Annotated in this window: 11 protein-coding genes; 7 read left to right on the forward strand and 4 right to left on the reverse strand. The window is 70.2% G+C overall.

The window, feature by feature from the left end:
* Nucleotides 1-31: 31 nt before the first annotated feature.
* On the forward strand, nt 32-916 hold the full coding sequence (locus tag ASG07_RS13170; RefSeq protein ID WP_055847464.1) for a diacylglycerol/lipid kinase family protein: 885 nt from the start codon (nt 32-34) through the stop codon (nt 914-916).
* Nucleotides 917-947: 31 nt separating this feature from the next.
* On the opposite strand, the gene ASG07_RS13175 is transcribed toward ASG07_RS13170, so the two are convergent.
* On the reverse strand, nt 948-2180 hold the full coding sequence (locus ASG07_RS13175) for an NAD(P)/FAD-dependent oxidoreductase (RefSeq protein ID WP_055847468.1): 1233 nt from the start codon (nt 2178-2180) through the stop codon (nt 948-950).
* Complete coding sequence (locus ASG07_RS13180; protein WP_055847472.1) at nt 2177-3412, reverse strand: CaiB/BaiF CoA transferase family protein; 1236 nt, start codon at nt 3410-3412, stop codon at nt 2177-2179. Before ASG07_RS13180 ends, ASG07_RS13175 begins: the two co-directional genes overlap by 4 nt.
* Before the next feature lie 196 nt (nt 3413-3608).
* Here ASG07_RS13180 and ASG07_RS13185 point away from each other — a divergent pair, with 196 nt between their 5' ends.
* From ASG07_RS13185 to ASG07_RS13200, 4 genes are read left to right on the forward strand one after another with little or no spacing between them, the layout of a single operon-like run.
* Entirely contained in the window at nt 3609-5405 is a 1797-nt protein-coding gene (locus tag ASG07_RS13185; RefSeq protein ID WP_055847475.1) for a ShlB/FhaC/HecB family hemolysin secretion/activation protein, read from the forward strand.
* A 50-nt stretch (nt 5406-5455) separates the two neighbouring features.
* Complete coding sequence (locus ASG07_RS13190) at nt 5456-15697, forward strand: two-partner secretion domain-containing protein (protein WP_082474806.1); 10242 nt, start codon at nt 5456-5458, stop codon at nt 15695-15697.
* On the forward strand, nt 15694-18873 hold the full coding sequence (locus tag ASG07_RS13195; protein WP_055847484.1) for a CHAT domain-containing protein: 3180 nt from the start codon (nt 15694-15696) through the stop codon (nt 18871-18873). Before ASG07_RS13190 ends, ASG07_RS13195 begins: the two co-directional genes overlap by 4 nt.
* Nucleotides 18870-19718, forward strand: a complete 849-nt coding sequence (locus tag ASG07_RS13200) for a CPBP family intramembrane glutamic endopeptidase (RefSeq protein ID WP_055847488.1) — start codon at nt 18870-18872, stop codon at nt 19716-19718. Before ASG07_RS13195 ends, ASG07_RS13200 begins: the two co-directional genes overlap by 4 nt.
* Here ASG07_RS13200 and ASG07_RS13205 read toward each other — a convergent pair.
* Nucleotides 19693-21039, reverse strand: coding sequence for a M23 family metallopeptidase (locus tag ASG07_RS13205; protein ID WP_055847491.1), 1347 nt, complete (start codon nt 21037-21039; stop codon nt 19693-19695). The genes ASG07_RS13200 and ASG07_RS13205 overlap by 26 nt on opposite strands.
* Nucleotides 21040-21155: 116 nt before the next feature.
* Between ASG07_RS13205 and ASG07_RS13210 the strand changes: the two genes are divergently transcribed.
* Both ASG07_RS13210 and ASG07_RS13215 read left to right on the forward strand, forming a co-directional pair.
* Complete coding sequence (locus ASG07_RS13210) at nt 21156-21911, forward strand: PP2C family protein-serine/threonine phosphatase (protein WP_055847495.1); 756 nt, start codon at nt 21156-21158, stop codon at nt 21909-21911.
* Nucleotides 21908-23806: a serine/threonine-protein kinase gene (locus tag ASG07_RS13215; RefSeq protein WP_055847498.1), complete on the forward strand. Its 1899-nt coding sequence runs from the start codon at nt 21908-21910 to the stop codon at nt 23804-23806. The genes ASG07_RS13210 and ASG07_RS13215 overlap by 4 nt, the downstream gene beginning before the upstream one ends.
* Here ASG07_RS13215 and tagH read toward each other — a convergent pair.
* Nucleotides 23778-24680 carry a type VI secretion system-associated FHA domain protein TagH gene (gene tagH, locus ASG07_RS13220; RefSeq protein ID WP_055847501.1) on the reverse strand — a complete coding sequence of 301 codons (903 nt, stop codon included), beginning with the start codon at nt 24678-24680 and terminating at the stop codon, nt 23778-23780. The genes ASG07_RS13215 and tagH overlap by 29 nt on opposite strands.
* Nucleotides 24681-24840 lie beyond the last annotated feature (160 nt).

A 24840-nucleotide genomic window follows, 5' to 3' on the forward strand; every position in this document is an offset into this window, starting at 1 on the left:
GTTGGCGGCGTTGGTTGCGGGAGCGTATCGAATGCGGGAAATCAAGTCGGCGGCGATGGTCGTCAACGCCAAGTCCCGTAAAGGGCAGAAACTGTTCAAACGAGCGTGCGCGGCGATGCAGGGTCTTCCCTATGACGTCGATGCCCGCGCGGTCGACGATCCGAAGAAGCTGGAGGCGACGGTCCGCGACGTCCTGTCGGCCAAACCCGATCTGTTGATCCTGGGGGGTGGCGACGGCACGATCAGCGGGCTGGTCGACCTGATGGTCGGGCACGACGTGATCCTGGGGGTGCTGCCGCTGGGCACCGCCAACAGCTTTTCGCGAACGCTCGGCATTCCGCTGACGATCGAAGGGGCGGTGGAGGTGATCCGCGCCGGCCATATGCGGCGGATCGATCTGGGTATGATCGACGGCGACTATTTCGCCAATTGCGCGGCGATGGGGATCAGCCCGCAGATCGCGGAGACGGTGCCGCACGGGTTGAAGAAAGTGCTTGGCCGGATCGGATATCTCGGCTGGGCATCCTATCAGTTCACGCGGTTCAAGCCGTTCATGCTCCATGTCGACGACGGCAAGACCAGGCGGAAGATGCGCGTCGTGGAAGTGCGGATTTCGAACGGCCCCTATCACGGCGGTACGTGGCTGGTGGACGAGGCGTCGGTGAACTCCGGCGAGATCGTCGTCCAGGCGGTGCGCGGCCATTACAAGCGTGAACTGGTGAAGAACTGGGCGCTCAGCTTCTTCGGGCACGAAGCGCGGCACCACGACACGATCAGCTTTTCCGGGAAGGAAGTGCACATCGATACGGAACCGCGGCTGCCGATCTCGATCGACGGCGAGGTGCTGGCGAAAACGCCGGTCACCGCGCGAATCGCGGCGAGCGTGATCGAGGTGATGGCACCGCCCGCGCCATGATGTCCGGTCGCCTTGGCGGCGCGCAGCCGGATCAGCCCGCGGCGGCCAGCTCCTTCAGCGGGACGGCTGCATCCGCCAGCCGTTCGGCAGGGAGCATGGCACCCGACAGGACCAGCGCCCTGCCCTGCACATAATCCTTGATGGCGTTGACGCAGTCGAGCGCGACGACGCGTCCGGCTTTCAGATAGACGATCGAGAAGCTGCGGGTGGCGGGATCGCCGCGAAGGACCTCCCGGTCGTGACCGGTCGAGAGGCCAACGGTCTGGAGCCTGAGGTCATACTGGTTGGACCAGAACCACGGCACGGCGACATAGGGTTCGGGCGCGCCGGTCAGCGCACGGGCGACGGTGGTCGCCTGATCGTTGGCGTTCTGGACCGATTCCAGCCTGATCGGCAGACCGTCCGCGAAGATGTTCGCGTGCAGCGCGCAATCGCCGATCGCGTGGACATGCGGCAGGCTGGTCGCGCCATAAGTGTCGACCGCCACGCCGTTGCCACCCTCGGCTCCGGCGGCCAGCAAGGGCTGTACGGCGGGCACGATGCCGACGCCGACGATGACCATCTCCGCCGGCACGACGTCTCCGTCCGCCAGCCGCACGCCGGCAGCGCGCCCTGCGCTTTCCACGATGCAGTCGACCGCGGCGCCCAGACGGATGTCGACGCCGTGGGCGCGGTGTTCGGCTTCAAAGAAGCCCGAAAGCGCGGCCCCGGCGACGCGGGCGAGGACACGGTCCTGCGCCTCGAATACGATCACCTGCTTGCCCAGCTTCGACAGGATTGCGGCGGCTTCGAGGCCGATATAGCCGCCGCCAATGACAGCGACACGCGTGGTGCCGTCCAGTTCGGCGATCATGCGATCGACATCGGCGCGGCTGCGGACGGAATGGACCCCGGCGAGATCGTGGCCGGCACAGCTCAGCCGGCGGGCGTGGCCGCCCGCCGCCCAGATCAGTTCGCCATAGCCGAAGCGCGCGCCATCGTCGGTCGTGACGGTGCGGGCAGCGGGATCGACGGCGACGACGCGGCGGCCGGTCAGCATCGTCACGTCGCGCTCGACCCAGAAGGCGGCCGGCCGGATCAGCAGGCGGTCGAACGGCTTGTCGCCGGCCAGATAATCCTTCGACAGCGGCGGCCGTTCATAGGGAAGCTCGGGCTCCTCGCCGAGGATCGCGATACTGCCGACGAACTTGCGCTGCCGCAGCGCGATCGCCGCCTGCGCGCCGGCATGGCCGGCCCCGACGATGAGGATATCGTAGCTGGTCAACGCGTCTCTCCCTGCGCCCCGCGATCCGTGTTCGAAAAGGGTTCGTCAAGGTCGAGCCAGTCGGCGAGAATCGCGACTGCGTTCTCCCCGATGCGCGGCGGGCGATGGCGGAAGGTGGCGGGGGTCGCGGACAGCTTGCCGGGAAAGGCGACACTGGGGATCGTCGCGCCATCCTCCCGCTCGAACCGGTGGACGGTGCCGCGTGCGGCGATGACGGGGTCGGCGAAGATTTCGCGGATGCTGTTGACCGGGCCGGCGGGGATGCCCGCTGCGACCAGCCGCTCGACGAGCGGTTCGGCGTGCAGATCGCGGACATGGTCGCGGACGATCGCCTCGATCGCATCGCGGTTGATCTGGCGTACGCGCGCGGTGACGAAGCGCGGATCGTCGGCGAGGTCGGGCACACCCATCTCCCGACACAAAAGCCGAAATTGCCGGTCGTTGCCGACCGCGATGACGATCGTCCCGTCCGCGACATCGAACGTGGTATAGGGCACGACGGTCGGATGCCGGTTGCCGAGCCGGCCCGGATCGATGCCGCCGACCAGAAAGTTCATCGCCTGATTGGCGAGCATCGCGACCTGCGTATCGAGCAGGGCGAGATCGATCTGTTGGCCCTGTCCGGTCCGTTCCGCGTGGCGCAGCGCGGCGAGGATGCTGACGGCGGCGTACAGGCCGGTCGACAGGTCGGCCATCGCGACGCCGGCGCGTAGCGGCTGGCCACCCTCCTCCCCCGTGATGCTCATGAAGCCGCCCATGCCCTGTGCGACGAAGTCGTAACCGGGGCGGTCGCGATAGGGGCCGGTCTGGCCGAAGCCGGTGATCGAGCAATAGACGAGCTTCGGGTTCAAGTGCGACAGGCTGGCGAAGTCGAGGCCGTATTTGGCGAGGCCGCCGACCTTGAAATTCTCCACCACGACATCGGCGCGCGCGGCGAGATCGCGGACGATCGCCGCGCCCGCGGGATCGGCGAGATCGATCGCGATCGATCGCTTGTTGCGGTTGCACGACAGGTAATAGGCGCTTTCCCCCGCATCTTCCTGCCCCGCCCCGTCGATCAGGAACGGCGGCCCCCAGGCGCGGGTATCGTCGCCGCAGCCGGGTGCTTCCACCTTCACGACATCCGCGCCCAGATCGGCGAGCATCTGCGTCGCCCAAGGGCCGGCCAGGACCCGGGACAGGTCGAGGATGCGGATGCCGGACAGGGCGGCTGGCGTGGCGGGATCGGTCATCGCCCCCCTATAGAAGCAGCGCGACCCGCGTAACAATCATGCTGCGCTGCCAAAGGGTTCGGGCGTGGCAACCAGTAAAAACCCGGCGTTCTGAAAATACAGCGATAGTTTTAGTACTTGGCGACATGATGAACGGGAGGTAAAAGACCCGCAGGGGGATTCGATGGGGTGGGGACTCTATAGACGTGGAGCGCCGGTGGCGCCGAAGACGACGCGCAGCAGCGCGATATGCACGCGTCCTGTCGCGCTCGGATTTGCGCTGATTGCCAGCCCGGCGCTGATCGCGATGCCGACCATGCTGGCGGCGCAGACCACGCCGCAGCCGACGACGCCTACGGGTCTTCCGACCCGGCAGCAGGTGGAGCAGCCGGGGCCGCAAAGCGCGCCGGCCGGCACCAGCGTCAGCGTCGATGGCAGCGAGGCGTTCGGGCGCCCGCCGTGCGCGCTGGCGAGTTCGCCGCTGAAGGTCGCGATCGACCGGGTGACGTTCGTACCGGCGGGCCGCGACACGCTGCCCCCCGCCATCGCCGCGATTCTCGCGCCGATCGTCCCTATCGTGCGGGGCGAACAGCCGATCAGCAACGTCTGCGCGATCCGCGACGCCGCCAATGCCGCGCTACGGGCGTCGGGCTATGTCGCCTCGGTCCAGATCCCGCCGCAGGAGATCATGACCGGCGAACTGAAGCTGGCAGTCGTAATGGCGCGGATCACGGAAGTCCGTATCCATGGCGAGGCGGGACGGTATCGCGACGTGCTGGCGGCGCGCATCGCGCAGATCCGCGCGCTCGACCCGATCAACGAACGCGATGCGGAGCGCATCCTGCTGCTGGTCGGCGACGTCCCCGGCCTTGACGTGCGGCTGTCGCTGCGCCCGGCCGGCACCGCCCCCGGCGACGTGATCGGCGACGTGGTGGTCGCGACCCAGAACTTCGCCATCATTGGCAACATCCAGAATTACGGATCGCGCCAGATCGGGCGTGGCACGGCGTATCTGCGTGGGGAAACCTATTCGGTACTGACCGCGGGCGACATCGTCTATGTCGGTGCATCGTCGACGATCGATTTCGACGAACAACAGGTCGTGCAGGGCGGATACATCTTTCCGATCGGCAATCAGGGCCTGACGCTGGGGGTGCGGAGCACCTATGCGTGGTCGCGTCCCGATCTGGGACTGCTCGACCTGCGATCGCGGTCGTTCATCGGTGGACTGGACGTGACGCTGCCCGTCGTCCGGACGGTGCGGCGGAACCTGTCGGTGACGGGCGGCGCGGAGGTGATCGAGCAACGGACGCGCGTTTTTGGCGACGGTGCCTCGTCACCGCTCAATCGCGACCGGCTGCGTATCGGGTTCGTGCGGCTCGACGGCAATCTGCGCGGTCGGCGGCCGGACGGGCTCGACGCGTTCGCGCTGGGGGCGTCGGCGGAGGTGCGGCAGGGTTTCGGCATCCTGAACGCCACCAGATTGGGTGCCGTGTCCGCCGGCGGCTACACTCCGTCGCGGTTCGAGGGCGATCCGAAGGCGACGGTGGTGCGCGCGGATCTCGACCTGCTGCTGCGCGCCAACCGCGTCCTGAGCGTCGTGACGAACATTCGGGCGCAATACACCGATCGGCCGCTCCTGAACTTCGAGGAGTTCGCGATCGGCAACCTGACGGTCGGGCGCGGTTACGATCCGGGGGCGAATACCGGCGACCGTGCGGCGGGCATCCATACCGAGGCGCGGGCCGATCTGTTCCAGACCTCGCCGGTGCCGCTGCAATTCTACGGGTTCGCGGACACGGTGTGGTTGACGAACCTCGACAGCTTTTCGACCGAAACGGACCGCAAGCTGCGCTCGGTGGGCGGCGGACTGCGCGTGTCGTTGCCGGGCAAGATGCTGATGGACATCGGCTACGCCCATTCGCTCGACCGGGCGCTGTCGTTCGACAGGCGTCGCCCGACCGACCGGGTGCTGCTGTCGGTGACCGCGCAGCTGACCCCGCGGCCGCGATAGCCCCGACCCTCCACCATCTTCAGTACGGCGCAAGAACCAAGGATTATCCGATGACCCGCAGCCGGCCCGCCCCCACCCAGCCCCGCCACCGCCGGGGATTGCGCGGCAGGCTGGTGCTGACGACGGCACTGGGCGGATGTCTGGCGACGTTCGCCACAGGCGCCGCGCACGGGCAGGCGCTGCCGATCGTCGCTCCGGCCGGAACGCTGATCGGCGCGCCCGACGGGGTGATCCGCGGCCTCCCGACCGACAGCATCGGCGTGAAACAGACGGGCACGATCGTCGACTGGCAAAGCTTCAACATCGGTACGGGTCAGACGGTGACGATCTCGGACGCGCGGGTCGCGTCGGACGGTTCGCGGATGACGATCCTGAACCGGGTCACCGGCGGCATCCTGCCGAGGACCGCGACGGAGATCACCGGTACGCTGAACAGCGACAGCAACATCGCGGTGTATCTGGTCAATCCCAGTGGCATCGTGTTCGGCGCGGACGCGATCGTGAACGTCGGCGGCCTCGTCGCGAGCACGCTGGCGATCTCCGATGCCGACTTTACGGCGGGACTTTATAATTTCGCGCAGCCGGGCGATCCCGCCGGCATCACGGTCGCGTCGACGGCGGGGCTGACGGCGACGGGTCTGGCGGCGGATCAGCTGGGCCAGGTGGCGCTGATCGGCGCGCGCATCGACAGCGCCGGCACGATCGCGGCGACGGGCGACGTAGCACTGGTCGCCGCGAGCGATGTCACGCTGACCTACGATGCCGCGAACCCGCTGGGCTTCACCGTGCGCGAGGGTACATCGCTGGGCACGACGACGACCGACGGCGACGGACCGATGGTCGTCAGCGGGACGATCGGCGGCCGGTCGGCGCTGTTCGTGGCGGCGACGCGGCAGACGGTGAACGAGGCCGTTCTGGACATCCGGGCGGCTGTCACCGCGACGTCGGCGCTGGCGACGGATCGCGGCGTCGTCCTGATCGCGGGCAATGTTCCGGGTGCGGATGCCGGCGTGACCTTCGCCGACGACGGTCTGGGCGGACCTTCGCCGGCGAACAGCGGCGTGGTGTCGCTGGCGCTGGGGGGAGCAGCGCTCAATCAGGGGCTGACCGCGACCGGAGCGGGCGGCGCGATCCGGCTCGCCAGCAGCGGCGGTATCGGTCGGGGCAGCGCCCCCTCCCCCTTCGCGTCGATCCTGAGCGCCAGCCAGGGGATCGTGGCGAATGCGCTGAACGGTGATATCGTGCTTGGCGCGCTGTCGGGTTCGTCGGTCACCGTGAGCACCGATACGGGCAATATCGGGCTGAGCACCGCCGATGCGACGGGCGGCGCGCTGACGCTGGCCGCCACGGGTGGAAATCTGGACTTCGGCACGCTGACGGCGACGGGTGTGCTGTCGGGCACGGCCAGCGGCGACCTGACCGGAACGAGTGCGATATCGACGGCGGGGGCGCTGTCGCTGGCGGCGAATGGCGGCACACTGTCGATCGGATCGGCGACCTCGTTCGGCGCGATGACGCTGGGCGGCACGACCGCCAGCCTGATCGGATCGGCTACGACGACCGACTCCGCCAGCGACCTGACGGTGACCGGCGGGCGCATCGCCGGAACCACGCCGGGCACGCGGGCCGACCTGGCCGCCGGCCGTGCCCTGAGCGTGACCGTCGGCGGATCGGCGCTGCTGGGCACGGTGGGCGGGCGCACCGGTGCCAGCGTGAGTGCGGCCAGCATCGATGCGACGTCCGTCGCGACGACGGGTGGCCTGCTGTCCCTGACTGCGACGGCATCGGATCTGACGACCGGCAACGCAACTGGCGACACCGTGAGCCTGATCGCGACGAGCGGCCTGGTCAAGGCGACGACCGTCCGCGCGACGGGCAGCGTCACTGTGGACGGCACATCGACGGATCTGGGGACCGTCGACGCGCTCGGGTCGACCCTATCGATCCGGACGCGCGATGCGCTCGGCACGATGGGGCTGATCGATGGTTTCGCGCAGACGACCGCCACGCTGCGCGCCGCAGGTGGGACGACGATCGGGCTGCTGGAGGCGGCGACGATCGATGCCGATGCCGGCGGCCGACTGGCGGCGACGACTTTGCAGGCGGGCACGGGGCTGACCGGGATCGGCGGCAGCGTCGCGATCGGCACCGCCGTCGCGAACAGCGGCGCATTGTCGCTGACCAGCCGGGGTACCGGCGCGCTGCAGCTGGTTGGCGGGCGGGCGGGTACCACCACGTTGCTGGATGCGGGCGGCGCGCTGACGCTGACGGGGACGTATCAGGGCAATGGGCTGGTCACGGCGCGGGCGGGCGATACGGCCACGCTCGGCACGCTGGAAAGCGTCGCCGGGGCGACGGCGATCACCGTCGGCAACGCGGCCAGCGCCACACGTCTGATCGCCGCCACGGATCTGGGCCTGACGGCGTCGAGCTTCACCGTCGGCAGCATCGAGGCACGGGCGGGCACGGCCACGCTGACCGCCACCGGCACGGGGCCGGGCGTCGGCGCGGGCACGGACGGGACACTCGGCAACTCCACGGCGATCGGCACCGACCTGATCGTCGATGCCGCCAACGGTACGGCAAGCGTGACGGGCAGCATCGCCGTTGGCCGGGACTACATCGTCGGCGGTAGGCAGGTCGTGCTGGGGAACGGCACGGCCGAAACCCAGATCGCGGCCGGCGATGTCGCGGTCACCGCGCGGAACGGATCGATCACCGGTCAGTCGCTGCTGACGGTGACGGCGGCCGGTGGCGGCACGGGGTCGCTGATCCTCGACGCGACCGGCGGCGATATCCTGTTCGCCGGCGACAGCCGCCTCAACGGCGGTATCGGGCGGACCGCAGATGTCGGCGTGCGTCTCGGCACGGCGGGAGGAACGCTGCAACTCGGCATCGTCGACGCGCGCGCACTGCTCTCGGTCGATGCGGGCCAGACCCTGTTCTCGCCGCTGACGACCTCCGGCACGATCGATCTGCGCGGGGCGGTAACGCTGTCGGGGGAGTTCCGCGCGAACACGTCCGGCGACATCCTGACGCGTTCGATCACCGTCCTCGATCCCGGTCAGGGCGTCGCGCTGATCGCAGCGGGCGGCGTGACCGTTCGCGGACGCGCGCAGGCCGCCGGCGATGTCGCGATCACCGCCGGCAACAGCATCGCCTTCGCCGCATCGGGCGCGGCGACGACATCGGTCGGCAACGTCACGCTGGTCGCCGGAGACGCGATCACCGGAACGGGGGTGATCGCCGCGGGCGGGCGGGCGGACGTGCGCGCGGCCAATGCGCTGGCGCTGACCTCCCTGACCTCCGGAACGTCTTCCGGTGCGGTCGATCGCTCTGCCCTGGCGGCGGCAAACAGCCTGTCGATTGGCACGGCAATCGCGGGGACGGCACTCAGCCTGACTGCGCGCACGGGGACGCTGGAGCTTGGCGGCGGCAGCGCCGGTACGACGGCATCGCTGGAAAAGGCCGGCACGACGGGTGACCTGCGCGTGACCGGTACGCTGTCGACCGGCCTGAATCTGGACGTCGTCAGCAGCACGGACGCGCTGTTCGGGACGCTGACGAGCAGCGGCGGAACGATCTCCACGACGGCGGCCGGCAACACGACGGCGACGCTGTTGCGGGCGTCGGCGTTCGACACGATCGTCACGACGGGCCTGCTGGCGGACGTGACCACGTTCGAAGCCGGACGGTCGGTGACCGTGGCGGCGGGCGATCCGCTGAATGCCGCGTCCGCCGGAGCGATCCGGATCGGCCGCGCGACGGCCACGACCGGCGCGCTGGCGCTGACGGCCGCCAACGCCGCGTCGGCGAGCGTCGCGGGCATCGTGCTGGACGACGGCGTGGCCGGCGGCGCCGCCACACTGCGGACGACCGGCAGCGGCAATGTCATCGCGACCGCGCTGCGGACTATCGGCGGGGGGAACGTCACGATCGATTCCGCCGGCGATGCGCGGCTCGGCGACGTCCGGGGATCGGCGATCGGGGTCACTGCGGCGGGATCGGTGAGCGGGCTGGCGCGGGGCGGGATTGCCACGGACGGCCGGCTGCTGACCGGATTCGACGGTGCCGATCTGACCACCGGCGGCGACGTGGCGGTGATCGCGGCTCAGGACGTGCAACTGGGTAACGTCGGCGGCGACGGCGTAACGGTGGTCGCGGGTGGCGACGTGGCGATGATCGGTGGCGTGACCGCCCGCCGGCTCTACGCGGTGACCGGACGGTCCGCGACGCTGGGCCTGAACGGCGTGCCACTGAGCCAGACGGCGACCGGCGCCGTCGATATCCAGACGCAGAGCGGGGCGATCATCGGTCGCAGCAATCTGGTGCTGGCGTCCGATATCGATGGCGATGGCGGCGACCTGATCCTCCGCAGCGGCGCAGGGATCGATTTCCTGTCAGGTAGCACCGTCGCCGCCGGCGGTATCGGTCGCATCTCGACGGTCCGGCTACGCGCGAACAGCGGCGCGACGATCCGCCTCGACGTCGTCAATGCCCGGTCACTGGTGTCCTACGACCCCGGTTTCACGGCGACGACGTTCAGCCATGATGGCCCCGTGGCGCTGGGCACCGTAACGCTGACCGACACGCTCGGCATCGATACGACCGGCCCTACGCTGACGATCGGATCGGCGACCAGCGATGGTGATATCCGCCTGACGACGACAGGCGCGCTGGCGGCCACCAGCCTGACCGCGGGTGGATCGATCGTCGCCGCCGGCGCGACGGCGACGATCGGCACCGCGCTCGGCATCACCGGCGCGACGTTGCGCAGCACGGGCGGGACGCTGGACGTGACACTGGTCGGCGCGGTCGCTGGCGGCGTGGCACTGGACGCGACCGGTGATCTGCGTCTGGGTGGCGCGACTGCACGCGACACGATCGGTGCGACCGCGACGGGCGACATCACCGGGCGCGCTATCGGCAGCGGCTTCGGTGCAGCAAACCTTGCGAGCAGTGGCGCCATCGTCACCGTGGCGACGAACGAAAGCCTGTCGGGCGCGGGCCTGATCCGGCTGGGGACCGTCACGGGACGAAACGGCATCGCGGTGACGGGACGCGAGATCGTGGCCGGCACGCTGACCAGCGCGGCCAGCGGCGTCGACATCACCGCACGCCGCAATGTGGCGGGCGTGCCGGCGGTCGGCATCACCATCGGTGCGATCGACGCCGAAGGCGATGTGCTGGTGCGCAGCGGCCTGGGCGTGCCGTTCGTCGGCGGGACGGGCGCGATTTCGCTGGACACGGCGATCAGCCGGTCGGGCCGAATCCAGCTGACCAACCTGGACGGCGGCATCGGCGGGGTCACGAACGGCACGCGCGCGAACCTGACCGCGGCGACCGCGATCGGAATCGATGCGGTGGGGTCGGCGTTGCTGGGCAGCGTGGATGCCGGCACCGACCTGACGGTCACGGCGGGGTCGATCGACCTGACGGGCGGGATCGCGCGGACGGGTGCGCTGACGCTGGCCGCGACCGGCGGCGACACGCGCATCGGCACGGGAACGGCGGGATCGACCGCGTCGATCGTGGCCGCGAGCCTTGCCCGTGTCGGTTCGCTGACCAGCGGCACGACGACGACGGTCGTGGCGGCCCGGATCGATGCCGACGCGCTGATGGCCGGAACAGGGCTGACCACGAACAGCGCAGCCGCCAGCCGGTTCGGAACGGTAACGACTGGCGTGGATGCCTCGCTCCGGGCCGGGACGGCCATGGCGATCAACGAGGCGGATATCGGCCGCGACCTGCTGATCGCCGCAGGAGGGACGCTGGACGCGAACCGGCTGACGGTGGCGCGGGAGATCGGCGCGACGGCGGGCGTGATCGACATCGTCGATGCCACGGCGACGGCCGGCGCGTTGCGCCTGACCGCAACCTCCGGCGACCTGTCGCTGGATACGGGACGATCCGGCGGCGCGGCGCTCCTCACCGCCACCACCGGCCTGTCGACGATCGGTTCGCTGACGAGCGGCACCACGACCGACATCAGGACCGACCGGGCCATGATCGGGACGATCGACGCCGGGGCGAACCTGTCGATCCTGGCGAACGGCACGCTCGTCGCCACCCGCCTGACCGCCGCGACCGACATCGCCGTCACGGCGGCGAGCAACGCGATCGACGAAGCCGAAGCGACATCGGGGACGCTGGACGTGACCTCCACCGCCGGCGCCCTGAGACTGGATAGCGGCCGCTCCGGTCGGTCCACGACGCTGACGGCTTTGAAGGGACTGGCGACGATCGGAACGCTCGTAGCCGGGGATGCGGTGACGATCGCGACCGACCAAGGCGCGATCGGGACGATCGACGCGGGGAGTGATCTGGAAGTCACCACGTCGGCCGGGTTGACCGCGACGCGCCTGACCGCGGCTTCCGACATCGCCGTCACGGCGTCCGGCATGGTCGTCGATGCGGCCGAAGCCATCGCAGGAGCCCTGCGCCTGACCTCGACGGCCGGCGACCTGAGGCTGGATAGCGGCCGCTCTGGTCGGTCCACGACGCTGACGGCCACGAGCGGGCTGATCACGATCGGAACGGTCGTTGCCGGGGATGCGGTGACGATCGCGGCCGACCGGAGTGCGATCGGGACGATCGATGCCGGGAACGGTCTGGAAGTCACTACGGCTGGCGGCCTGACCGCGACGCGCCTGACCGCGGCTTCCGACATCGACGTCACGGCGTCCGGCATGACCGTCGATGCCGCCGAAGCCATCGCGGGCACCCTGCGGCTGACCTCCACGGCCGGCGACCTGAGGCTGGATAGCGGCCGCTCTGGTCGGTCCACGACGCTGACGGCTTTGAACGGACTGGCGACGATCGGAACACTCATAGCCGGGGATGCGGTGACGATCGCGGCCGACCGGAGTGCGATCGGGACGATCGATGCGGGGAGTGATCTGAAGATCGCCACGGCTGGCATGTTGACGGCGACGCGGTTGACCGCGGCGTCCAGCGTCGATGTTTCCGCAACGGGTATGACGATCGCCGCCACGGAGGCGGTGCGGGGATCCCTGCGGCTGGTGGCGACGTCTTCCGACGTGATGCTGGGCTCCGCAAAGGCGGGCACGACCGCGACGCTGATCGCGAGCAACGGGCTTGCGGGCATCGATGCACTGACCAGCGGCGGCTCCACGAGCATCGGCGCGGATCGGGTGACGATCGGCACGGCGGACGTCGGCGGCAGCCTGTCGGTCGCCGCCCTTGGGGCGTTGGCGGCGGGGCGGTTGACGGTGGGCGACACCATTGATGCGACAGCGTCCGTGATCGGCATCAATATGGTCGAGGCTCTGCGCGCGTCGAGGCTAACGGCAACGACCGGCGACCTGACGCTGGGCACCGCACGCAGCGGGAGCATCACGACGCTCGACGCCGTCAACGGACTCGCGAACATCGGCGGACTGACGAGCGGCGGCACGACGACGATCCGGGCGGACCGGGCCGCGATCGGGACGATCGATGCAGGCGGCGACCTGACGATCGGCACGCGCGGATCGGTCGTGGCGACGCGGCTGACGGCAGGCGACAGCGTCGGCATCGACGCCGGCAGCATCGCCGTCGACGCCGTCACGGCGACGCGCGGGGCGTTGTTGCTGACGGCAGCCGCCGGCGATCTGACCCTGCGCGAGACGCGCGCCGGAAGTGCCGCGACGATCGCGGCGGCAGGCGGGCTTGCGACGATCGATGCCCTGACCAGCGGCGGTGCGACCGATATCCGCGCCGATCGCGTCGTGATCGGATCGGTCGATGCCGGCGGCACGCTGACGGTGGTCAGCACGACCGGGCAACGCGTGGCGCAGGGAGGCGCCACGAACGACATCCTGCTCGCCGCCGGTGGCGCCATGACGATCGGCACGCTGGAATCGCGCGGCGGCGCGATCCGGACGACGGCCGGCAACGCCCTGACGGCAGGCGGGGTCATCGCGGCCGGCGCTCTGGCGATGACCGGCGCGACGCTGGATATCGGCAGCGCCGCGGCGCGCGGCGGATCGCTGGCCCTGACCGCGACCGGAGGCGACCTGTCGCTGGCGACCGGCAATGCCGGCGGTGCAGCGCAGATCGTCGCGGACAGTGGCAATGCCGGAATAGCCTCGCTCGCCAGCGGCGGCGCGATGACTGTGAGCGCCCGTACGCTGGCGGCGGAAACGCTGTCCTCGGGGGGCACGATGACGCTGGCCGCGTCTGAGGCGTTGACGGCGACGACGCTGGTCGCGGCGCAGGCGATCGCCGCGAAGAGCGGGTCGGACATGGCGCTGGGCACGGTCGCGGCCGGCACGTCCCTGACCGCTACGACCGGCCGGAACGTGTCCGCGACCGACCTGTTCGCGACTGCTGGCGCGGCGACGATCGAGGCGGGCGGAACTGCCGATATCATCAGGCTGCGCAGCGGCGCCGCCAGCACGATCCGCGCGGCGATGCTGACCCTTGGCGAGGTGGTCGCGGGCGGGCCGCTGGCGGTGACGACCAGCGGCGACGCCCGGCTGACGACCGCCAGCAGCGGCGGCGCTGCGACGATCACCAGCGGCGGATCGATCGGCATCGGTGCACTGGCCGCGGCGGGCGACTTGGCGTTCACCGCGGGCGGTGAGCTGGCGATCGACACTGCGGATGCGAGCGGTGCGATCCGGACGCGGTCGACCGGCGCGACGACCGCCCGATCGCTCATTGCCGGGCAGGCGCTGACCGCCGCCGGCAGTACGGTGACGATCGGCAACGCCACGGCGCGGGGCGGTGCCCTGACGCTGACGGCCAACGGCGGCGATCTCTCGCTGGCGAACGGCTCCGCCAGCGGCAACGTGGCGCTGACGGCGACCGGCCGCGCAGGCGTCGCCGGCGATCTGGCCGCGGGCGGGGATTACGCGATCGACGCCGCGACCGTGGCGATCGGCACCGCCGCGACCGCCCGTCAGGCGGCGGGCGGCGGCGTGACGATCACAGCCCGGAACGGCGCGATCAGCGGCGGCGCGGCCCTGGTGCTGACCGCAGGCACGGCCGGCGCGAAGCTGACCGCAAGTGCTGATGTCGCACTGGCCGCGGCGAGCACGATCCGCACGACCGGCGGCGACGTGACGATCGCGGCGGGCGATGCCGCTTCGCTCGGCATCGTATCGGCAGCGGGCAGGACGATCGCAGTGTCGGCGCAGGATGCGACGATCGGCGCGGCGATGACGGCGGACACGATCCGGCTGACGAACATCGGGGCGACCGGCCTGACCCGGCTCGGCGATACTTCTGCGGACAACGGGGCGGAGTTCGACCGGTCCGGACGGCGGTTCGACCTGTCCACGGCGGAGGTCGGACGGATCGCGGCGAACACCGTCGTCGTCGACTCCCGCCTGCGCGACGTGCGGGTCGGCGCGTTGGCGATCGGCACGGCGACGGGCGCCGCCCGCTTCGAACTGCGGACCGGCGGCCGGCTGGACGTGCTCGGCCGGATGACGGCGACAGGCTCCAGCGCGTCCCGCCAGATCGTGCTGGGCGGCGACGGCAGCGCTGCGGCCGACGGATCGGGCGGGCGCGCCACCACGCTGCGGATCGCAGCGACGCAGGGCGGCGGCGGACGCCTGCTGGTCGGCGATGCCACGCTCGATCTGCGGGCGGAGCGGATCGGCGTCGGGCTGGATACCGACTTCCTGTCCACGCTCGGGCTGACCGCCGGCGGCACGCCGCTGGCGACGGATCAGGTCGCCAGCCGCTATGTCGCCCAGCCAAGCAGCACGCTCTACAATCCCTCCTTTACGGGACAGCCGGGCTATACCGATCCGGTGGTGCTGACCGCGCGGTCGCTGATCGTCCGCTATGCGCAATATGCGCTGTTTCAGAATACCGGGCGCGCGGGGGATACGACGGGCGCGGTGCTGGGCACGACACCCGCCGCGCCGACCAGCGGCGCGCTGCAGCTGGTCGCGACCGGGGGCGCGACGCCGAACGCCTTCGCGCTGTTCGGCACGATCAACGGCATCGGCAGCACGGCGACGTCGTTGCTGGGCAGCGACGCGATCATCGTGGACGCGGCGGTCAGCCGGACCAACAGCCGCGCCAATGGCTGCGTGATCGGATCGGCCGGTGGCGGTTGCCTGTCCAGTTCGATCGCGCAGGCGACGCTCAACGTGTTCGACACCAGCCGGTCGGAAATATTCCGGACCGCGGACGACCTGTCGCTGCCGTTCGATCCTCTGGTCGGCACCAATAACGAGGCGCTGTTCTCCGACATCGGCGGCTATGTGCCGAGCACCGATCAGGCGTGCGGCACCGCCGATGCCCCCTGCCCGCCCGTGGGAGAAACGAAGTGAAGCGCGTCGATGTTCGTCACGGCCTCGCCACGCTGGCCGTTCTGGGCGGCGCGCTGTCACCGCCGGTGCAGGCGCGGATGACGGCTCCGCCCGAAAGCTTCGTCCTGGGGCGCGACGCCAATGGCGAACCCTGCGCGGCGACCCGCGCGTGGAACGACACGCGGCTGACCAGCCTGTTCGACCGCGCATGGGCGATCACCTGCCGCGGCGTCGCGGCCAGTCGTCCGCAAGGATCGGTGCTGGCGGTGCGGGGCGCGACCCCGCCGGCGGTGGACGCGGAACGCTGCGGCGCCCCGGTGTCCATCGCCATGGAGGGCGTCGGACAGGTCGAGGCGCGCGCCTGCATCGATGCGACGCTCGGCCTGCCGGTCACGACGATCCGGTTCGAGCGGGACGGCGTCCACTTCATCGGCGCGGCCGCCGCCACGGCGCTGGGTCCGCTGGAGGCGACGCTGCGCACCGCCGCCGGGATTGCGGCACCCCCCGCCGGTCGCGACGTCGTGATCGCGAGTTCGATCGACGTCGCCGCCATCCCGCCCGCCCCGGCAACGGCGATGCCGGCCACCGCGGCGAGCGAGATCGATCCTGCCGCTGCGTTGCAGACGGGCATCGCCCTTAATCAGCGGGGCGTCTATGTGGAGGCGTCGCGCCTGCTCAATGACGCGCTCAGCCGTCTGCCCGCCAGCACGCCGCCGCTCAACCGGGTCGAACTGGAGCTGGAGGCGGGACTGGCGGATTCGAACATCAGCCAGTTCGATGCCGCCAGCGAGCATCTGGACCGCGCGGGCACCCTGCTCGCGCAGCAGCCCAACATCGATCGCGCCGCGTTCCTTGAGTCGAAGCGCGCGACCTATCGCGGGCTCGACCTCATCAACCGGCGCGATTTCGCGAAGGCGGTCGAGGCGCTGGGCAGCGGCGACGCGGCCGGACAGCCGCTGAAGGACCCGGCGGTCCTGGCCGATCTCAACCAGCCAAGCGCGGGCACCGGTGCCACCGCATCGATCGCGAACAGCGATACGGCGCAATTGTCGCGGCTGCTGCTGGAGGCGCAACGGCAATGGGCGCGCAGCGTCGCCTTTCTCGCGACCGGCGACACCGGCCGTGCCCGCTCCGCATTGCAGCGCGCGGTGGGCAATGTCACGCAGCTCCAGCGCAGCGTCGATCCGGCGGCGATCATCCCGATCAAGGCGCGTATCCAGCGCCAGTTCGGGCGGGTCGAGGCGCGAGACGGGCGGATCGGCCCGGCGCTCGTCCACTTCGACTGCGCGCTGGCGACGCTCCAGAACGTCGCGCCCGAAGACCCACGCACCTGTCTGCTGGCACCGGTCGGCGCTCGCCGCTCGGGGTCGGGTGCGCAGGCACCGGGCAATTCCGCCGGTCCGCTGATCGCCGAAACCGGACTGGAACGCGCCAGCCTGTTCGCGCGACAGCCGGGCGCGGACCAGACCAAGGTGCTCGCCGATTTCGATGCCTCGGTCGAGGCGTTGATCGCATCGAGCGCGGCGGGCGGGATCGTGCCCCCGGCGATGGAGACCTATCTCGATCTGCTCGCGGATCGTGATGCGGCCGCGCCGATCGCGGCGGTGGAGGAGCGGTTCTTCCGCGCGATCCAAGCGGTCGGCGAACCCGCGATCGCGCGTCAGGTCGCGCAATTGCAGCGGATCGTGACAGCCAACGGCCCGCTCGGCGCGAAGGTTCGCGACCGTGCCGAACTGGAGCGTCAGGTCGTTCGCATCCGCTATCAACTGGCGACGGCATCGCCCGAAGAGGCGAAGCTGCTGGAGCAGGAACGCGGCGCGGCGGAGGTGCAACTCGCCAGCGTCAATGCGACGCTGGCCGCGGATCAACGCTATCGCTCGGTCGACGATCGGCCCGCGACGATCGCCGAGGTGCAACAGGCGCTGCGCCCCGGCGAGGCGTATCTGAAGGTCACTAGGCTGCGGAGCCGGACATACGGAATCGTGATCGATCGCGACCGCGCCTATGTCTACGCGCTGGCGGCGACCGTGCCGGAAGTGGATGGCATCGCGGCAAAGGTCCGCACCTCCATCCGCAACGACAGCGGCAGCCTGCCCTTCTTCGATGTGCCCGCCGCCTTCACGCTGTTCAAGCTGATCGCCGGCCCGGCCGAACGCGCCTTGCTGAAGGCGGATGCGATCGTCGTCGACCCCTCCGGGCCGCTGGAAAACCTGCCGGCGGGCGTTCTGGTCACCGATCTGGCCAGCGTGCGCGGTTACGTGTCGACTCGCGCGACCCAGCCCAATGATTACTCGAAGGTGGCGTTTCTCGGGTCGCAGGCGCAACTGTCCGGCGCACTGTCGGCCCGATCGTTCCTGATCTCCCGCGCACTGCCGGAATCGACTGCGGCGAACCCGTTTATCGGCTTCGGCCAGAATGCGCCGGCAGCGGCGTTGTCGGACGCGTTGACCAGCCGACGCATCAGTTTCGGTCAGGGATGCGACATCAGCTATGGCGATCTGGCGCAGATCATGAACGCCAATCGGCCGGTCAGCGCATCGGAGATCGGCATCGCCGCGACGGCACTCGGCGTCCCGAACGCCCCGGAGGTGATCGGTCAGGCGTTCAACGACGCCGCGCTGGTGACGGAGGGGCAGCGCGGCGATTTCGATCGTTACCAGGTGATCCACTTCGCGACGCACGGGCTGCCGGAGATGCGCGTCGACTGCCACCGCATCCCGCCGTCGCTCGTCACCTCACTGGAACCGCCGGCGGAGGCAGGCGGCTATCCCTCCGACGGATTGCTGACCTTCTCCGAAATCGCCGGGCTGAGACTGAACGCCAACCTCGTCGTCCTGTCGGCCTGCGACACCGCGAGCGGCGTGTCGCAGCTGGGCGGGCGGCTGTCCGGGCAGGACGAGTCGGCGGCGACGCTGGACGGGCTGGTCCGGGCGTTCATCACCGCCAACGCGCGCGCGGTGCTGGCGACATACTGGAACGTGCCCGCATCGGTGGAGACGGACGCGTTCATCCGCACATTCTATGCGACCGGGCGCACCGCCACGATCGGTGCCGCCCTGCGCGCGGCGCAACGCACGACGATCGCCAAGCCCGACTTCTCGCATCCCTATTTCTGGGGCGCCTATTTCCTCGTCGGCGATGCGAGCAAGACGATGTTGTCGAGCGGCACAGACGCGACCCGCGTGGCCGCCAGGTGAGCGCAACGATGCGCGCGGGCGCGACGTTGATCGCGGCGGTCGCCGCCGCGGGCATGCTGGTGCTGAGCGCCCAGGCCGGGTTCGGCATCGCAATGGGGTGGTCGTGGTTCGCCGGATTGGGCGACGGCGGAATGGAGTCGGTGTTCACGCTGGTGCTGTTCGGCCTGCTGGTTTCCGTCGCAATGGCAGGGCTGCGGGTCGAGCGGCGGCGGCTGACGTTCGGAAGCGACGTCATGACGGGTGTCGGACTGGCGGTCGGGATCGGCGGGCTGACCGTGGCGATGCTGCTGGCGATGATCGCCGGACTGGTGCAGCCGGGCCGGACCGCGGCGACGCATGGCATCGGCCTGCTGCTGATCGGCACGCTCACCGTCGTCATCCAGTCGACGGCGGAGGAAGTTTATTTCCGTGGCTGGCTTCAGCCGGTGCTGATCCGCGGCTGGGGCGCCGCGGCCGGAGTGGTCGTCGCGGCGCTGGCGTTTTCCGCCTTGCATGTCGCCGGGGGCGCACGCAGCCCGATGACGTTGCTCAACATCTTCCTCGCGGGGACGTTGTTCGGCATGATCGCGCTGCGCACCGGTGGCATCCTCGCCGCGGCCGCCGCGCACACCGGATGGAACTGGGCGGAGGCGATGCTGTTCGGCCTCGATCCCAATCCCGGCGTCGGCAGTTTCGGAACGATCGCCGATCTCGATCTGGTCGGCAGCGCGTGGTGGGGTGGCTCGGCCGAGGGGCTCAATGCCAGCATCGGCGTGACGCTGGTGCTGATCGCGCTGATCCTGCCTCTGATCGCGTGGCGGACGACGCCGGCGCCGGTGGTCAGCTCGCCTCCCGCGTCCGGCTGACGTCGATCCGGTCACGTTCCTTCGTAAACGCCTCCAGCGCGGGACCCGACAGCGTCTTGCCGCTCTCGGTCTTCACGCTCATCGGATCGACCGGTTCGCCGTCGATATGCAGTTCGTAGTGGAGGTGGGGTCCGGTCGAGCGGCCGGTGGTGCCGACCTCCCCGATCCGCTGACCCTGCGCGACACGCACGCCGGTGGCGATACGGTCCCCGAAGCGGTTCATGTGGAGGTACAGCGTCTCCCAGCCATTGTCGTGGCGCAGCTTCACGAAATTGCCGTTCGGCCCCTTCGGCCCGGCGAACTCCACCTGCGCATCGCCGCTGGCGAAGATCGGCGTGCCGATCGGCGCGGCGAAGTCGGTGCCCTTGTGCAGCTTAGCGAAGCCCAGGATCGGGTGGATGCGGAAGCCGAAGCTGGACGACACGCGCGCCGCCTCCACCGGCGTCCGCAGCAGCGCGCGGACGATACTGCGCCCGCTGGCGTCGAACCAGCCCGCAGCCTCTCCGGGTGGCGCGAAGCGATAGACGGCCGCCGATTTGTCCGCGGTGGTCAGCGATGCGTACAGAAGTTTCGGCGGACCCACGGGCGAGCCGTTCGGATCGGTTTCCTGCTCGAACGCCGCCTCGAACACGTCGCCCTTGTGCACCTCGCGCTGGAAGTCGAAGTCGAACGCGAGCGCTTGCGCGAAATCGGGGATCAGGCTGTCGGTGATGCCGGCGGCGACCGCGGACGAATAGAAGCTGTCGGCGTCCATCGTGCCACGCTTGACGATGACGCGGCTCGTCAGGTTCGCGGCGATTCGCGACGCCGTAAAGCCGCCCTGCCCGTCCGCACTGACGACCACGCCGGAACTGTCGGGGTTCGATGCCTCCAGTTTGGTCAGGGTCGGCCCGGCCTCACCGGGAACCAGCGTGATGACGGCGCGGATCTCCCCCGGTTTCAGCGCGCCCGCCGTCGCCGCCACGGCCGCATCGGCGACGGCGACGGTGATTCCGCTGGAGACGAGCGCAGCCTTCAGGTCGCCCGGACCCGACAGCACCAGCGTCCGCCGCATCGTGCCGGCTTGCGCCGGGGTCGGGCCGGCGGCCGGCTCGGCGGTGGCGGTCGTCGCCGTCCCGGCGACGGAAGGGTCGCGCGACAGCCACGCCGCGCCGCCGCCCACCGCGATCAGCGCCGCCGCGCCGCCGATCGCCAGCAGGGGCGGCCTGCGACGACCGGCGACGGGCGGCGGCGCGGGTTCGGGAGGTGCAGGTATCGGGCCCGCCGCTGGGCGCACCCAGCTGCGCGGGTCGAACGATTGCGTGCTGCCGTCATCTGCCATGTGAACTCCCCCGCCCCACCGATAGCGCGGTCCGGCCAAGGTATCGAGCGGATTGCGCCATGATCGGGCGCGGGCTACCGATGGCCGGGGTTTGGGGGATCAGGCATGGCCGCGCGATGACTGCGTTGCGAACCGAGTGGCAGGCCGGCAGCGATGTCGGCGCGGTGCGTCGGCTGAACGAGGATAGCTGGCATGCCGATGGCCAGGCCGGGCTATGGGCGGTCGCCGACGGCATGGGTGGTCTGTCTGCGGGCGACCGGGCCTCGCGTACGATCGCGGGCGCGCTGGCCGGCGTCGGACGGCGCGGCGATCTCGAAACGCTGCTGGACGACGCGACGCGCGCGATCCACGCCGCGAACGGTGCGATCCATTCGGAATCACTGGTCGCCGGCGCGCGGATGGGATCGACCGTCGTGGCGCTCGCAATCGTCGACCGGCGTTTCGGCGTCTTGTGGGCGGGCGACAGCCGCGCCTATCTGTTGCGGGGACGTCGGCTGCACCGGCTGACGCGCGACCATTCGCAGGTGCAGGAGATGGTCGATCGCGGCCTGCTCGCCCCGGAGGCGGCGGCCGGGCATCCGCTGGGCCATGTCCTGTCGCGGGCGATCGGCGTCGAGCCCTCGGTGGAGATCGCCAGCGTCATCGACACCGCGGCCGATGGCGACGTCTTCCTGCTGTGCAGCGACGGCCTGCACGGCCTGTTGTCGGACGACGAGATCGCGGGCGTGCTCGAACGCGCGAACGGTGATGCGCCGGCGACGCTGATCCGCCATTGTCTGGCCCGCGGCGCGCCGGACAACGTCACGATCGTCACCATCGCGCTCGACGAGACGACGGCGCTCATCTTCCAGCCTGCGGATACCGTGCAATGAACGACGACAACGGCCCGCCCGACGACGATCGCACCGTCTTCATGCCCTCTGGCGGCCCGCCGACGCCCCCGCCAACTTCGCCTGCTCCGGCGGCGACCTCGCTCAACACCTCGTTCGCGCCGATGGCCCCGCGCCTCGACGGCGATCGCATCCAGGTCGGCGATGTCCTGAACCACATCTTCGAGGTGAAGCGCTTCATCGCGCGCGGCGGCATGGGCGAGGTGTTCGAGGGCGTGAACATCACGAGCGACGAACGCGTCGCGATCAAGGTGATGCTGCCCGCATTGGCGGCCGATCCCAACATCCAGGCGATGTTCCGCAAGGAAGCCAAGACGCTGACGCGCCTGTCGCATCCGGCGCTGGTCCAGTACCGGGTGCTGGCGCAGGAGCCGCAGCTCGGCGTGCTGTATATCGTCACCGAATTCGTCGACGGTGCCAATCTGGCCGACGTGCTGGGCCGCGAGACGGCGGACCTGCCGACGCTGACCGGCATGCTCCGCTGTCTGGCGGAGGGCCTGCGCGCCGCCCATGCGCTCGGCGCGATCCACCGGGACATTTCCCCCGACAACGTGCTGCTGGAGGATGGGCGGCTCGATCGGGCGCGGATCATCGATTTCGGCATCGCCAAGGATCTCGATCCCGGATCGAAGACGATCATCGGCGACGGTTTCGCGGGCAAGCTGTCCTATGTCGCCCCCGAGCAGCTCGGCGATTTCGATCGGGAGGTCGGGCCGTGGTCCGACGTCTACAGCCTCGCGCTGGTCATCCTCGCGGTGGCACGGGGTCGCAACGTCGATCTCGGCGGCAGCTTCGTCGATGCGATCGACAAACGGCGCAAGGGGGTCGACCTGTCGGACATTGGCGAGCCGTTGCGTGGCGTGCTGGCGGTGATGCTGGCCGCAAACCCGGCGGAGCGGCTGCGGTCGATGGATGCGGTGCTGGATCGCCTGGGTGGCGGGGCCGCGACGCCGCCGCCCGTCGCGCCGGCAGCGACCGCCCGCGACGCTGCGCCGAAACCGGCCCCGGCGACGTCCTCTAGCTCCCTGAAATATTACATCGGCGGCGGTGTCGCGGCGGCGGCGCTGCTCGGCACCGTCGGCTATATCGCGTTCGGCGGCAGCGGATCGACGCCGCCCCCCGCGACGTCGACGGCCGTCGCGCCGTCCGTTTCGGCAGCGGCGAAGGCGCGCGCGGCGGTGACGGCGGTGCTGCCGAACGTGACCTGCAGCTGGCTGGACGTGACTCAGGCGCTGACGACCGCGGACGGCGTCACGCTGGCGCTGGCCGGGGTCGCAGGACAGCCGATCCAGGCGGAGGCCGCCGTGTCGCAGGCCGTGCAGAAGACGGGTGCGAGCGTCGCCAGCGTCGACTTCGCTGAAGTCGCGCCGATCGCCGCGGAGGCGTGCAGCTCGCTCGACGCGTTCCGCGCGATCCGCAGTCCCGACGCGACGACGCATCTGGCGGTGCCGCAACGGCATTTTGAGATGAGCCGGCTGGCCGATGGCGATTATGCCGGCAAGATCGCCGCGCGCACGGTCCTGAACCTGACTCTGGGCGCCGACGTGAAGGACTTCGCGCTCTACGGCCTCGATCCGAAGGGGACGATCTCTCCGCTCATCGAGAATGCGGCGGTGTTCAAGGCGATGGAGAAGCCCGGATTCCCGGTCGCGGATCTGGGTGGTGGCAAATACCGCATTCAGGCTGATGCCGATGCGGCCGGCTGGTCGGGCATCCTGCTTTTGACCGGCAATGGCGGCTTCTCGGACGATCTGGTCGCGACCGGGGCGGGCACGCGCAGCCCGGAATGGCGGAAGCGGTTTGCCGACGCCGCGGCCAGGGGTGGGTGGCGCGCGGAGATGGTGTGGTTCAAGATGGTGGACGAGCTGCCGAACTGAGCCGCTGATACGCCTCCCGAAACTCTCGGGCGAACGTGTCGACGAAATCCTCGCCGGAGGTTTGCGCGACGCCGTCGAATTCGCGTTCATAGGCCTGCCACAGCGCGGCGTCGCGCGATCCGGGCAGCACGCGCGCCATCAGCCCGCGCCGGTCGGCACGCGCCCGGATCGCCGTGGGGGAGAAGCGGTCGAGCGTCGCCGCCATGGCGCCCTGCATCGCGCGCAGCGTTGCCGCCTGATGCGCCTCCAGATCGCCGAACGAATCCGCGACCGCCGCCGGGGCGGGCATCACGCCACGCGCCGCCGGGGCGAGCAACAGCGCCAGCGCCTGTTCGCCGTCGCGCGCCAGCTTCATCGGGTTGCCACCACCGATCGCCAGCGCGGTCGCCTCCGCCCCCATCTCCGCCTTGGCGCGGGCTCGCGCCGCCAGCAGCGACACCATGCCGTCGACCAGCTTGCGCAACAGCACGCCGGCTGTGGTCAGGATCGCGGCATCGTCGCCCGCGACTTTCGCCCGAGACACCCCCGCCGCCGCCAGCAGCGCGTCGGCGGCGCCGCTCGCCTGCCCCACCCCCGCCGCGGTGACCGCCAACTCGTACGGGCCGACTCCGATCCGGTCGCCGGGCGAGAGCCGCTGCGGCCGATCGAGAACGGCGTCGTTCAGCCGGGTGCCGAAGCCGCCCAGATCCACGACCAGATACACCCCCTCCCGACACCCGATCTGGCACTGGCGCGGCGCGATCCGCCCGTGACCGTCGGGAAGCCGGACATCGGTATCGACCCCGCTGCCGATCACGACATCGCTGGCGTCGATACGGACCGGCGGCAGCGTATGGCCGGTGGCGGAGGGGTGAAGCGTGAGGATCAGCGGCATGGCACTCGTCGGATCGGCGAAAACGACACGAACCTCGTGGGTCCGCGATATTCCCATGTGTAGCCGTCGCCGCGATACAGGCAAGAATCCTTCGGCTGTCGTCATGATCTTGGTGCATGACTGGACGATTGTACGCCAACTGACGCTGCGCTAATATTTG

The sequence above is a fragment of the Sphingomonas sp. Leaf343 genome, from assembly GCF_001423765.1.
Lineage (GTDB): Bacteria > Pseudomonadota > Alphaproteobacteria > Sphingomonadales > Sphingomonadaceae > Sphingomonas.

Excerpts from the sequence above, each read along its gene's own strand:
- ASG07_RS13210 (WP_055847495.1), top strand. The coding sequence starts at position 21,156 with ATGACTGCGTTGCGAACCGAGTGGCAGGCCGGCAGCGATGTCGGCGCG.
- ASG07_RS13190 (WP_082474806.1), top strand. The coding sequence starts at position 5,456 with ATGACCCGCAGCCGGCCCGCCCCCACCCAGCCCCGCCACCGCCGGGGA.
- ASG07_RS13170 (WP_055847464.1), top strand. The coding sequence starts at position 32 with ATGCGGGAAATCAAGTCGGCGGCGATGGTCGTCAACGCCAAGTCCCGT.
- tagH (WP_055847501.1), bottom strand. The coding sequence starts at position 24,680 with ATGCCGCTGATCCTCACGCTTCACCCCTCCGCCACCGGCCATACGCTG.
- ASG07_RS13205 (WP_055847491.1), bottom strand. The coding sequence starts at position 21,039 with ATGGCAGATGACGGCAGCACGCAATCGTTCGACCCGCGCAGCTGGGTG.
- ASG07_RS13215 (WP_055847498.1), top strand. The coding sequence starts at position 21,908 with ATGAACGACGACAACGGCCCGCCCGACGACGATCGCACCGTCTTCATG.
- ASG07_RS13180 (WP_055847472.1), bottom strand. The coding sequence starts at position 3,412 with ATGACCGATCCCGCCACGCCAGCCGCCCTGTCCGGCATCCGCATCCTC.